The sequence below is a fragment of the Succinivibrio dextrinosolvens genome (assembly GCF_900116345.1).
Lineage (GTDB): Bacteria > Pseudomonadota > Gammaproteobacteria > Enterobacterales > Succinivibrionaceae > Succinivibrio > Succinivibrio dextrinosolvens_B.
Window position 1 is genome coordinate 165184 of the sequence record NZ_FPAH01000001.1, and the last position, 13030, is coordinate 178213.

General features: G+C 35.1%; 10 protein-coding genes. 4 read left to right on the forward strand and 6 right to left on the reverse strand.

Annotated features, from left to right (window positions below; translation table 11 throughout):
• Nucleotides 1–70: 70 nt before the first annotated feature.
• Genes BM308_RS00855 through BM308_RS00880 form a run of 6 tightly spaced genes read right to left on the reverse strand, consistent with a single transcriptional unit; the run spans nucleotide 71 to nucleotide 5694 of the window.
• Nucleotides 71–1336 (reverse strand): LlaJI family restriction endonuclease, encoded by a 1266-nt coding sequence (locus BM308_RS00855; RefSeq protein WP_074942417.1) that lies wholly within the window; start codon nucleotides 1334–1336, stop codon nucleotides 71–73.
• Nucleotides 1337–1368: 32 nt separating this feature from the next.
• On the reverse strand, nucleotides 1369–2577 hold the full coding sequence (locus BM308_RS00860; RefSeq protein WP_074942418.1) for an McrB family protein: 1209 nt from the start codon (nucleotides 2575–2577) through the stop codon (nucleotides 1369–1371).
• Nucleotides 2550–3335: a hypothetical protein gene (locus BM308_RS00865; protein WP_074942419.1), complete on the reverse strand. Its 786-nt coding sequence runs from the start codon at nucleotides 3333–3335 to the stop codon at nucleotides 2550–2552. The genes BM308_RS00860 and BM308_RS00865 overlap by 28 nt, the downstream gene beginning before the upstream one ends.
• A 3-nt stretch (nucleotides 3336–3338) precedes the next feature.
• Entirely contained in the window at nucleotides 3339–4388 is a 1050-nt protein-coding gene (locus BM308_RS00870) for a DNA cytosine methyltransferase (protein ID WP_074942420.1), read from the reverse strand.
• A complete protein-coding gene (locus BM308_RS00875) occupies nucleotides 4378–5472 on the reverse strand; it encodes a DNA cytosine methyltransferase (RefSeq protein WP_074942421.1) in 1095 nt (364 codons plus the stop codon). Before BM308_RS00875 ends, BM308_RS00870 begins: the two co-directional genes overlap by 11 nt.
• Before the next feature lie 12 nt (nucleotides 5473–5484).
• A complete protein-coding gene (locus BM308_RS00880) occupies nucleotides 5485–5694 on the reverse strand; it encodes a helix-turn-helix domain-containing protein (RefSeq protein WP_074942422.1) in 210 nt (69 codons plus the stop codon).
• 345 nt (nucleotides 5695–6039) lie between these two features.
• On the opposite strand from BM308_RS00880, the gene BM308_RS00885 reads away from it, so the two are divergent.
• The 4 genes from BM308_RS00885 to clpP all read left to right on the forward strand — a co-directional run bounded on the left by BM308_RS00885 (nucleotide 6040) and on the right by clpP (nucleotide 12730).
• A complete protein-coding gene (locus BM308_RS00885; protein WP_074942423.1) occupies nucleotides 6040–7020 on the forward strand; it encodes a hypothetical protein in 981 nt (326 codons plus the stop codon).
• A gap of 160 nt (nucleotides 7021–7180) precedes the next feature.
• On the forward strand, nucleotides 7181–11233 hold the full coding sequence (locus tag BM308_RS00890; RefSeq protein ID WP_074942424.1) for an AAA family ATPase: 4053 nt from the start codon (nucleotides 7181–7183) through the stop codon (nucleotides 11231–11233).
• Nucleotides 11234–11319: 86 nt separating this feature from the next.
• Nucleotides 11320–11919, forward strand: coding sequence for a metallophosphoesterase family protein (locus BM308_RS00895; RefSeq protein WP_074942425.1), 600 nt, complete (start codon nucleotides 11320–11322; stop codon nucleotides 11917–11919).
• A gap of 190 nt (nucleotides 11920–12109) precedes the next feature.
• On the forward strand, nucleotides 12110–12730 hold the full coding sequence (gene clpP / locus BM308_RS00900; protein WP_074942426.1) for an ATP-dependent Clp endopeptidase proteolytic subunit ClpP: 621 nt from the start codon (nucleotides 12110–12112) through the stop codon (nucleotides 12728–12730).
• Nucleotides 12731–13030 lie beyond the last annotated feature (300 nt).

The window sequence follows — 13030 nt, forward strand, 5'->3', positions numbered from 1 at the left end:
ATCTTCTATAGCCGTTTTTATATTTACGATGGAGAGAATAAATTGTTAAAGATTATAAATCTGTAAATAGTTATCGATAATTAACTTTTTCAATGGCTGAAACTAACTGGCTTTTATATTTGTCGGCCATAGTGATGTAATTGTACATTAGGAATCTAGTATCAATTACAATACCTTGAATTCTTTCATATTTCTTTGGATTTGGCTTCCAATCCGCTATTGCTTCGCCGATATTTTTAATAATGCAATTACTATTTGATATTTGATTATCTTTGTTTTTTAAATCATCATGGAAAGGGTTATCTTCACCATTGAAAGGCATTATAAATGCATTGTATAGTATAGAATCAGGGACACCTTTAGCTCTTTCAATGTATTCTGCATACGTTATTTGCTTGTTGATATCTTGTCCATTTGGTAAATGATCAGGATTGCCACTATATCCATAACGATATAGTTTTGCATCTAATACATAAAATTTGTCTTTATAAATCATAATAGAGTCTGGTTGTAATGGCGTTTTTATCCTGTTTATACCGTAATCGAGAATCCATTTTGTTCGAGGAAAATATTTTTCTTTGTTTTCAATTCCGAATGCTTTATCAATCATTTTTTCCCATATTCTCTCGAAAAAATCTGTTCCAAAGAAAAATTTTTTTGAGGATGATTTTTCGTCTTTAAATTGTAGAATTGAAATCATGGCTGAAAATAATTCATGCTCTATATCGTTATGTGTTGATGCAAGTTTCTTTTCTAGTATGTAAATAGCCTCTCTTTTATCTGGTTGTATACCGGGTTTTTCTGGCATATAAGGGACATAAAGCCATCCCAACTTTTCAAATGCCTCATATACACAATAACGATGAATTTGAGTTATTTTTTTATTTGTATTTGGGTTTATCGAGCGAACAGTCATTTTTGTAAAGATAAGCGCTCCATTTTTCTGTACAAAAGATCTTTGTTCTTTTAACGTCCGAGACCAAGAAGCATTTCCTTTTGTATCTGTTTTGAATCTATGCTCTGTTTCAGTATAGTATCTGCCTGTTCTTAGATAATCTCTAATCACCTTAATGTAAGCATGCATAGGAAGCTTTACTGCTACTTCATTATCAATTTGGTCATCTTCGAGAAGGTTCTCTTCCTTCATGAACGAGGAAAGGACACTGATAAGATTAAATATGTCAGCGCGGAGAGATTCATCGTTTGGCGGAAGTTGGTAGCCAATTGGAAAATTAATTACAACATCTTCTGTATCTGCTTTTATTCCGACAAAGCTATCTCCTTCTCCATTTTTATTGACATGGCAATGTTCCCTTAAATTTTTCTTAATATTCATCGAAAGAACTATCCTGTTATTTTGGAAGACTATTAATCATGTTTGTCGGGATAGAAGATTGCTCTTACGCTAGGTTTAAAAATATTAAATCTATCTTTACCTTTTGAATAAACGAAAGTTCGGATTACTTTTTCTAAACTATCCATATTATCCGTATCAAAAAGAGATTCTGGGTTAAATTTAAAAGCATCGTCCCACAAGTATTTAAGGACTTTCTCCGGAAATTTGCGAATGTTCTTTAATCCATCTCTTATTTCGGCAAGTCTTTTATTTTGTTCTGGAGTAATATTGTTATTTCGTTCTAATTCTAGCAAAGAGTTAAGTTCAGGACGAAGTTCTGTGGTTTTATAAACATTCTCTACATTGAACTCAATGTCGCTTTTATGAATGAAGAATACTCCGAGACGTTTATCTTCTGCTGATGCAATTTTTGCTTTATTTGCGATTACAAGATTGTTTATTGTTGTACAAAATGTCTTCCAAGTAACCTCAGTATCTAATATTAACGCATCAGCTAATGAAGGGTGTACATTATCGAAAGTGTTTTCAATTAATCTCATATTCCATCTTCTTTGGAATGCGGTATCAAGTGTAAATACGTTTTGGTCAGAAGTATTCATTGTGCCAATAATTGACAGGTTTGATGGAATTCTTACTTTATGACTTCCATCTTTATACATCTGCTCAGCAATATATCTGTTTGTTATTCCGTACTCACTTGTGCCTATTGGATAATTTATTTTATTGACCGTTTTAAGCTCCAAGCTTCGATCTAATAATTGAAACACTTCTCCAAATATTGCAGGAGCATTTCCTCTGTTAATCTCTTCTATTATTAGAATATATTTATTTTGAGGATTGTTATATGCATCTTGCATAATCCTTGTAAAAGGTCCAGGGGTAAATATATATGTTACTTGGTTGTTATTTACATCTGGGAGTATTTGTCCTACAAAATCTGAGTAAGTATAATCAGGATGGAATACGACTCTCTCAACAATGCTTTTTTCATCTAAATACTCATGCTCGATTGTCCAACTTTTTCCTGAACCAGGCACGCCGTATAGAAGAATATTTAATCCTCCACTGATTCTTTTATTTTCAAGATCATCTTCTGAAAGAATTTGTCCGGATAATGTTTGTGTATTTGCATTTCCTTGGATGTTTAATGATAGACGCTGTCTGATATCATCCAAATTTTGTGTTATAGAGTCTATTGCAACTTTGCTGAATTCAGACATTGTTCAATCTCCTTTATTGCGTCGTTAACTTCAGTTATCCTTTCCTCATTGAAACATACTTGCTTATCGTCTCTCTCGATAAATATTCCTGCTTTTACGAAATTACCTTTAACGTAAGGAAAAGAGTTGACTTTACTCTGGTTACCTTTGCTATCGTTTTTCGTCTTTTGAGTCACATTTATTTTGATAATGCCTGCTCTGTATTGTTGTATTGTTTCCTTCATTTCTTCTATATAAAAAGAATTATTAGTCTTTCTTTTTTCTTGTATTAAGAAATATTCACATTGGTCGATACTTCCATAATTTTTTGCAAAACATAGAACATCGAAGAAATCTCGGCTATAGTTACAATCTTTCTTCTTCATCATAATAACAAGGCATTGGAAGAAAATAATTTCTTGTATTTTCTCAAGTTTTGTCAAGATTTCTTTTTTTAGTTCTCCTTCGGGCTCATTATTTGTTACCTTTATGGTTTTCAAAATATCTATGTATGTATGACCGATGTTTGTAAAATTAACAATAGATCCCTTTTTGGTCCCATCTTGATAAGAGATAATTCCACAATGCTTTAAAAAAGGAAGAATATTTCTGGCATAATTCCAATTTAATTGTTTTTTTTCTATTTCTTCTTTTATATTTGTTCTGGTCACTTCCCCTTCAATATTATTGATAATATCGAAATAAATTAGTATTTGCTCCTTAACATTGTCTGTTAAGGTCGTACCTGGAGATCCTGGACTTGAGACGGTAATATCCATAAATTATTTCTTTTTTTGTATTTGTTTCATAATTGCTTTTGCAATATGAGATGCAAGTAAAGGGGGTACAGCATTCCCAATTTCTTTATATTGATCTGTTTTTGTCCCAAGAAACTCGTACCAATCAGGAAATGACTGTAATCTTGCATTTTCACGTGCTGTTGGAATTCTATTTTCTGAATAGTGAAAATAATTTCTATGACCTGTATCAACAGTATGGCAAGGCTTAAAGCTTGGCATTCGCTCAAAGCCTTTTCGATATTTACGAATATTCCAATATTCATCTGGCAAATCATAAATAGTTCCACCATCTGGTACCATTGAAATAATATCAATTGTTTGTTGAGTGTGAATTGTTATTTGGTGGTTTTTTACTTTTTTTTGATTTCCCCTCATTAGTCTTTGATATTCATTCTGTGGCTCGGTTGCATAGTCATGTTCTTTATCTAGACCGTTTTCTACATTTAAAGGAAGCAAATCACTAATAGCATCCTTACTTGTAACGATTTTTTTTATTTTCTCTGGAAAAACAAAATTCGAATTTTTCATTCCAACAAAGAAAACTCTGCGTCGATTTTGAGGAACACCATAATCTGATGCTAAAACTTCTTTGAAAGATATGTTGTATCCAAGATTACCAAAGCGTTTTATGATATCGTCTCTAAACATTCCTTTAGATAAGGTTAACAATCCAGAGACATTCTCGATAACAAAGAATTCTGGTTTTACTAGCTTAACTACTCTGTAATACTCTAAGTATAGGTGATTTCGAGGATCATTATTATCTCTTGTTCCTACTTTACTGAAACCTTGGCAGGGAGGTCCACCGATAATTCCTACAATATCGTTGTTCTTATTTAATGATATTATCTGGTCATCTGATAGGGAATGTATATCCACACAATTTGCAACTTTATTCTTATGATTATAATTATAAGTGTTTACTGCTTGTTCCCACATATCAATTGCATATGAAACCTCAAATCCCGCCATTTCAAAACCGAGACTAAGTCCACCACATCCGCAAAAAAGATCTATAATTTTATTTTTCATTATTTAATAATTCCATGATTGCATCTGCAATACTTTTGGCCATGAGAGGAGGAACAGCATTTCCAACTTGTAAGTATTGCTCTGTCATATTTCCCTCGAATACAAAGTTATCTGGAAATGATTGAATTCTAGCCGCCTCACGAACAGTCGGAAGTCTGTGAAAAACAGGGTGATAATAGTTACTGTGTTGATTTCCTGCATCAATAGTAACTGATACATCGTCTGATTTTAGTCGCTTGTATGCAGACGAATGTCGGTTTTTTCTGTTTGAGTTCGTTGTTCTGTTAGTTTTCCATAATTCCTCTGGAACATCTTTCCAATTACCGCCCTGATGAACATAAGATATTCTATTTTGTTGTATTTCAGCAGGATAGTGAATATCGTGATTTACAATTTTATTGTTTTTTGCTCGTAAATATGTTCGATAAGGAGAATCTGGCTCTAAATGAAGTTCTCTAAAATCAGATGAAGTTCCTTCAAACTGGTATAACTCACCGATAGCATCCAGAACTGTTATTTGCTTTTCATTTTTTTTAATACTATTCATATCAAACTTTTTATTTTTTGTAATAATAAAAAAGTTTCTTAATCGTTTCTGGGGTACGCCATAGTTAGATGCATCTAGTATCGCATTTGTAACAAAATATCCTCGTTCTGTGAATATTTCTGTGATTCGATTTTTTGCATAACCTCCATTTTTGGTAATAATTTGAGGAACGTTTTCTATGACAACAACTTTTGGTTGAGCCAAATCAACAAACTTCACAAAGCCAAAAAAAAGTTTATTTCTCGGATCATCTAATTCAACGTAGTTTTTATTTGCGTTTGAGAATCCTTGACAAGGAGGTCCTCCAATTATCAAATCTACGTCTTTTATATTTTCGACTAACGAACAAATATCTTCTTTTTCAAGGGACAAAATATCAGCACAAATGCCTTTAGATTTTACGAAGTTTTTTTTGTATGTTTTTATTGCAGATTTATTAAAATCGATACCTGCTATTGGCGTAAAACCAGACATTTTAAAACCTAAACTCAAGCCTCCACAGCCGCAAAATAAATCTATAAACTTATGTTTATGCATTATTTGTTCTCTTTACTCATCTATTAGTTCACAGACATCTATTTTTATATTGTTTTGTTTGCAATAGTCGTCAATCAATTTCATTGCTTTTAGATTAGGTTTTGCTTTTCCTGTTTCCCATCTATTGACCGTAGCGAAGGAAACTCCTAATTTTTTTGCAAAACTATCTTGTGTTAGAAAAGCTTTTCTTCTGATTTTTTTTATACTTTCAGAAAAACTCATATATAAAGCCTTATCGTCATTTTTATAACATTTATGTAACAATATTATACTATATTCATCCCTTAACAATAACGGTCCAATTTGTGAATGGTATTTTCGTCTTACTATATGATTTCAAATAGAATAACCATAGATAAGGTAAATTTGGATTATAATCAATAATCTTGCTTTGATAATTATGCTAATCACAGTATGATTTTCCTTTAATATTATTACCAAGTTAACTTTTTTTAACTAGCAATCTATATCATATTTTCATTCTCATAAATTAAGAGAGACTTCATTATTAAACTTTAGTCATCAGGTAAAGAAACTTTCCTATGAATTTTTATAATGGAGCTTAAAATGCAAGAGCTTGATATTAACAAGATAGACCGTCAGTTTATGCTTACTGAAAACAGCACAGAAAATGCAGTTTTGAATTATCTATGGAACATTATTCAAAACGTTCCTGTTGAAGATTACTTGCAGGAGGCAGCTACGGATGAAAATGTTAGCAACACCCTTGCCTACCTAAGATTAGCTTGTTTCATCCCTTTTTTCCTAAGAGCGTCAGATATTGTCTGGGATTTTGACGATGGTGGTGATAGGGCTTATTCCTTCAATGACAATCTCAGAGAGCTAGTTCTTGATGATGAGTTAATTAATCCATATACACTTAACATTATAAAGAACTGCCTTCAGAATAAGGGGCTAATAAATCTATCTGATTTTGATGCTCTAATTGATGATGAATATTTCTACAATGATGAGAAGTGGTCTTTTTTCAAAGCTCTTGCCGACTGCTTTAGTGTAAGAAAATACCTAAAGTCCCTTCATATCAATGATCTTACTGTATTGTTCAGCAATATTTGCGATAACGAAGATGCTCAGAACCTGGCTAACAGTGTCTATGCTCCAGGTAATATGCTTGACGCTGAAGAGAACAACTCCTCTAATTCTATTGATAATCACATGGATTATGACATTAATGAGGATCTTGTTTTCACCAAAGAAGATGAGCCGGCTTTTTTAGACTGTGATTTGGATGAATTGCCTCTTTCACAGGACGATCTGGATTTTACGGATGAGTCCGAGGAGAGTGAATCTTCAAATTCCGTAGATGGTGGTATTGAACCTGATGCAGAATCAACTACCCATAAGTCACACGATGATGTTGATCAATCATATGAGTCGGAATGTGAAGATGAATACTATGTGCATGAGTTTGACTCACAGGATGATTTTGTAGAGTTTGTCGTGCAGCATTCTGATGAACTTTTCCCTAAAGCCCCTACCTCAATTCAGTGCCATCTTTATTCCTTCTTAAACGGTGACTGTGACTAATACAAACTGCAAAGGAAAGGCGACACTGTTCGCCTATTCCTCTGTTGTATAAACATTATTCTTCCAACATTCTAAGTCCAGAAATACCTCCATATTTTCACTCTCATAAAAACTGAGTGAACTCATAAATACAATTAAAGCAAATAGTGAGGATGTGATTATGAGTACGGAAATCTGCATTAACTATAGCGATGAACTTAACAGATACGTTGGCTGTTCTTTAGATAATGAAGAAAGCACATATTCAAGTTTAGGACGATATCAAAAGGCTCTGTTAAAAGAGGCTTTGAGTGGTAATGTAAAACGGGAATATGGTTTCGCTCTATCCGGAAACTACACCGGCAGTGAAGATACCAAAAATAGTATAGGTGATTCTAAGACTGTCAAGAAAGAAGCTCTGTTTGAACACAGTGCCCTGGCACAGGAACCAGATGCTTTGGTACATAGTGCTTTTCAAAATTACTTTGGAGGATTGGCAACTGAGCCAGACAAGAAAAAAGCATTTTGCTATGCGACAAAAGCCTGTCTTCAGGGTAACTATGATGCATTAGGCGTTCTTTGGGAAAATCATCCCGTTATTACCCATCCTCTTTATGCAGCATACCGGTTGGAATTTTTAATTAATTCAAATGCCAGATCGTTATATAGAACTTTTTTCCGTGCTTTTAACCGTACTTTAAACCGGGAGCCTTTTGATTTTCAGTCTAAGGAGCTCAATACACATCAATACACAAAGTTCTGTGCATATTCCGAACGTTTGACGGAAGATGAAATAGAATTGCGTCGATTCTATTGGTCACAGCGCCGTATGATTATAAAAATGGCTTTTGATTTTTCATTGGGGAGCTTGAAGAAAATACAGGAGGGAGAGACACCGGATGAAGCTGATGATAAGGAGTATCTTCATTTCTTGTATTGTCTTTCCCTGCTTGAAGAAATAAGACAGGAGACGGAAAGACACCGAAGCTATAGAGCTCTTGCCGGGTTACTGAATATTCTTCGTAGAGAGGTTAGCGATCTATCTTCCCATAAATCTCTTTCTCGTATTCTCTTTGATAAAGGCATGGAAATAGTAATCACCAGAATGTATCTGGAAAATTATTCCAAATTAGCATCACACAAAGGCAGCAATTACCTAAAAGCTCTGGCAGACAGACTGATAACTAGGTTTGAAGATGAGAAAGATACAAATCCATACAGAAGATCACCATACTGCATAAGATTGATAAGTCTGTATGAAGTCTATATTCGAAACGGTAACATCCATCAGGAACTGAATGAAGTCCTGAACAAATGCACTGTTCCTGTATTTAACATAATCGCTAATGAACTTGCGATTGAAAAACTTGTTGCTTCGACATTAAGTGATTTGTCTAAGAAGTACAAGGGTGAAACTATCTTAATTATTGAAAATGACAAGTTAAGTTATAACAGTAAAAGTTTAGCTGGCTATCTTGCTGATGCATATAAAATTCTTGCCTCTAATCTTGTACGGATTTGTGAAGGCGTTAATACAGAACCTCAGTCATCTATTATTTGCAAAGAATTTTATGTGGTTTGTGCAGCTTTTATCCGCGGTTATATGGTACTTGATCCTGTTCTAGCCTATAACAATTGCGAATTCTCTGAGGCGCTTAGAGACTTCATAAAATACGCTATTGATAATCTATCTTTGCCGCCTCAAATGCTTGCAGATATAAAAAAGCCTGTTCCTTACTATGGTTTTACTGCAACAACGGCGTTAGGGCTTTATCTTCTGGATAACAGTGAAGGCAAATATTCCGAGCAAATTTCCATACTCAATAAACATGAGCAGGAAATCGTTGATCTCAGACTGCAGATTCTGGAGAAGGATTTAAATAAGATTGTTAAAAGCTTTGACCGTATAAAGGACAATCCTTCAGATAATTATGATTATCTTCTAAAGGAGTTTCTGCATAAAATGAGCTGTTTTGACTTAGATAAGATTGTTAGACAGCACAAATCCAAAGATATGCTTTCACATGCCTGTAAACTTCAACAGATACTCATAACAAGGGCATTATCTCAGCAGTCTGACACAAAAGGCATTGCTGCAGAATGTGTGCATGAGTTAACTCTGAATCGTCATTTTCTCCCTTTCTTAGAAAAGCTTGAGGAAACGTCAGGTGGTAGCTCAGAATTCGAGGAGCTTAAAAAGAAACTTGCTGCTTTTGAATCTATTTCTGAAACAAAATACCCTAAGAGCCTTCTGCTTATCGGTGGCCCTAGTTACGGGCTATATGCCATGAACCGCCTGAACAGTCTCTTTATTGACATAAGAAAGCTGTTTTCGGCAGCTGATACTTCAGAGATTGACAAAGATAGGCTTAAACAGTCTCTTACTCATTATTACCGGTATCTTCTTGCCTATAACCTATGTAATCCGCTCAAAGAAAACAAAGAGCTATTTGCTCAGTTCGAGAATGGTTATATAGGTTGTCTTCAAAACCGTATCTACCCTACTGCTGAGGCTATCAGTGTTGAAGTTAATGAAGCTGAAGACATTATGTTCAAAATCCCAAACATGAAGGTTATTGATTCATCTTTAAAAGATAAAACAGATTTATTAGAGGACTTAAGTAAGAAGTCAGACAGGAGCAAGAAAAAAGTGAAAGAAGTAGATTTAGATGATTCTTCTACAGAAGAAGAGGTTTCTGAAAAGCACTATGAGCTTAAAAATGCTGATAAACCTCTGCACATTGTTGGAAATAGAAAACTCTCACAGATATTAAACGAAAAGATCATCAAGGTGCTTAAGAGTGATCCTGTGAAAATGAAACTGTACGGACTGAACATTGTTCCTAACTTTATTCTCTACGGTGAACCTGGCTGCGGTAAAACCGAAGCTGTTAGACAGTTCTGCGAGCATTTAGGCTTAGATCCTGTGGTAATAAACTCTGCAACGATTGGTGCAACCTGTATTCATGAAACTCCAAAAAACATTCATGAGAAATTTGATGAGGCTTTTGAGAAAAAAAATGGTGTAGTCATAATTGATGAGGCCGATGCTTTTCTAAATGAACGAGAAGGGTTAAGTGATAACCAGGAACATAAGGTTGAGGAGCTAGGAGCTTTCTTACAGTGTTTTGATAAAGCCGTTAAGATGCATACTCTGGTTATCTCAATGACCAATTACCTGAACAAGATTGATAAAGCAATTTTAAGAGATGGCAGATTAGGTCTTCATGTTGAAATAACTAATCCGGATAAAACCGACCTTGAGGAAATAATCAACAACTACTTTCAAAAGTCTGAGCTAGATAAACTTGATAAGACACAAATGGTCAAAGCTCTTAACGGTCAGACTATTGCTTCTGTATTCTCAATCTTTAACGGAATAAGAATGGATGTGGTCATGAATGATGTTGAGCTATCTCATCAGTACGTCATGGAGAAGATCAATAATGCTTTAGGCTATACCCTTAAGCCTGGAGCTCATTTCTCCCTACCAGGACAACAGGAATTTGAGGATTATGTTAATAAGAACATCGTTGATCATCTGGTCAATCCTGATGTTTACCGTAAATTCAACTTGAAGTTTCCTAACTCCATTCTGCTCTATGGTCCAACCGGTACAGGTAAAACCTATGCAGCAAAACAGTTGGCTGAATTCTTGGGCTGGGACTTTATAAAACTTGATTCAAAGTCCATCGGATCAGAAAACGTACAGGGAAGTGCCATCAAGATTGCAAGAGTATTTGATAGAGCCAGACGTGAAGCTCCATGTATCCTCTTTATTGATGAGATTGATGCCTGGATTCCTAAACGTAATGGCCGTTCCCACAACTCTGAAATAAGTCAGGTTAACGAATTTCTTTCAAATATGAGTCAGCTTAACAGCGATAATCTGCTTTTAATCGGTACAACCAACCGTATTGATGATATTGACGAGGCAGCCCTAAGAAACGGACGTTTCTCTACCAAGATAGAAATCGGCTATATGAAGGGAGAACAGGTTGAGGAGCTTTTAAGCAGTCTTATAAAGGATATTCCTTATGATGACAGCATTGACCTAAGTGAAATCGCTAAAACACAGGATAACAAGTCCGTGGCCGATATCGTCGCTTTCTTTGAAAAGGCCTGCCGTTTCAGTGCTGAGAACAAGTATGACTTCCTGACCAAGGAATGTTTCCAGAAAGCTATGGATACTGAGACGAAGAAGGATGAATGCCGCAGAATCGGTTTCCTGTAACCGAGGGAATAACGCAATAGCATTAAATGAGGTGCTCTCTATACTAAGATATGAGAGCACTACGCAGAAAAACAAGTGGTGAGCAAATGATTTACTTTACATCAGATCAGCATTTTGGACATACCAATATCATCAAATACTGTAACCGTCCTTTTGAGTTCAGTCGAGAAGGCACTCTTAAGTGTGATGAGTTTATACGTGAGAAGTACTGCAGCGTTGTTAAAGAGGATGATATCGTCTTTTTCCTGGGTGATATTGCGCTATTTAAAAGAGCAGATACGGAGCGCATAAGAGAGATTATAAGCAGCCTTCCAGGACAGAAAATTCTGTTAAAGGGTAATCATGATCATAACAAAAACCATTTCTACAGAAGCTGTGGTTTTCTGGACGTAAGACATTATCTGAACTTTGGAGATTACTTTATCTGTCATTATCCGCTGTCTGTTGAGGAGGTGGAAATCAATCAGCGTGTTCAGGAGCTTAAGCATCTGTATGAAATAAATGGCTGCAGTGTAGTGATTCATGGTCATACTCACGATAAATTCATTCCAGATGAGGCAGGCATTAAGCGTATTAACGTCTGTGTGGATAATCCTCAGACCGGATTTATGCCGGTTAAGATTGAGGGGATTCCAGAGCAGCAGATAGTTGAATACGTTAATTCAATCGTTAGACAAGGAGCATAATTCTACTCTGTGTTGTTTCTTAAAACAGTTCTTTCACTCTCATAAAAAGAGATAGTTTCTATTCATATAATTTCCATAAAAGAACATTAAGGGAGTTGTTAAGGAAGTCATTTACTGTATGGCAACTCCTGTATATGTCGCATTATTTAAGTTTCTAAGAAAACAATTTGGTGTAATGGAGAATTGAAAAGTGATACCTACTCTTGCATCTGGTTACATACCTTCTGTAATTGATAAAACCGAGAAGTCAGAACGAGCCTATGACTTATTCTCAAGGCTTTTAAAAGACAGAGTTATTTTTATCTGTGGGGAAGTTAATGATGCGGTCAGTGAACTGATTGTTGCACAAATGCTGTTCTTAGAAGCAGAAGATCCAAACAAGGATATATTTTTCTATATCAACTCCCCTGGCGGTGTTGTTACTTCAGGTTTAGCCATTTATGACACCATGCAGTACATCACTCCGGATGTTTGCACTCTATGTCTTGGACAGTGCTGCTCTATGGGAGCTTTTCTTCTGTCTGGTGGAGCAAAAGGTAAGAGATATGCCCTTGCCAACTCAAGAATCATGATCCACCAGCCATTAGGTGGATTCCAGGGGCAAGCTACCGATATTCTTATCCACGCCCAGGAAACACAGAGACTTAAAGACAAGCTAAACCGTCTTATGTCAGAGCATACAGGCAAACCTCTAAAGACTATTACCCAGAACACCGAACGAGATAACTACATGAGTGCTGAAGAAGCCTGTAGCTTTGGCATTGTTGACCATGTTGTCTCCTCAAGAAAGGAAATTGTTAAGGAACTCTAGTTTCCCACATGGAAATTTAAAACAAAACTAGATTCACTCTAGGTTTGATGCTCTTAAAAAACTTGTATTGATTTATTTTTGGGAAGAGGTGTGATTATAAGCAAAAAAATGCTTATATATCTGATAGATACCGATGAAAAGGTGTGTTTAATATGTTATAATTTTATCTGCTAAAACAAAAAGTTAACATAAAAAAACACACCATGAATATGATACCTAAAAATACCTCTTCTAGCAATTTTACTGATACATTTTCTTCTCTTTTTTCTGTTCTTGGTCTTTGTAGTTTACTCAAAGTTG

Excerpts from the sequence above, each read along its gene's own strand:
- BM308_RS00855 (WP_074942417.1), bottom strand. The coding sequence starts at position 1,336 with ATGAATATTAAGAAAAATTTAAGGGAACATTGCCATGTCAATAAAAAT.
- BM308_RS00860 (WP_074942418.1), bottom strand. The coding sequence starts at position 2,577 with ATGTCTGAATTCAGCAAAGTTGCAATAGACTCTATAACACAAAATTTG.
- BM308_RS00865 (WP_074942419.1), bottom strand. The coding sequence starts at position 3,335 with ATGGATATTACCGTCTCAAGTCCAGGATCTCCAGGTACGACCTTAACA.
- BM308_RS00870 (WP_074942420.1), bottom strand. The coding sequence starts at position 4,388 with ATGAAAAATAAAATTATAGATCTTTTTTGCGGATGTGGTGGACTTAGT.
- BM308_RS00875 (WP_074942421.1), bottom strand. The coding sequence starts at position 5,472 with ATGCATAAACATAAGTTTATAGATTTATTTTGCGGCTGTGGAGGCTTG.
- BM308_RS00880 (WP_074942422.1), bottom strand. The coding sequence starts at position 5,694 with ATGAGTTTTTCTGAAAGTATAAAAAAAATCAGAAGAAAAGCTTTTCTA.
- BM308_RS00885 (WP_074942423.1), top strand. The coding sequence starts at position 6,040 with ATGCAAGAGCTTGATATTAACAAGATAGACCGTCAGTTTATGCTTACT.
- BM308_RS00890 (WP_074942424.1), top strand. The coding sequence starts at position 7,181 with ATGAGTACGGAAATCTGCATTAACTATAGCGATGAACTTAACAGATAC.
- BM308_RS00895 (WP_074942425.1), top strand. The coding sequence starts at position 11,320 with ATGATTTACTTTACATCAGATCAGCATTTTGGACATACCAATATCATC.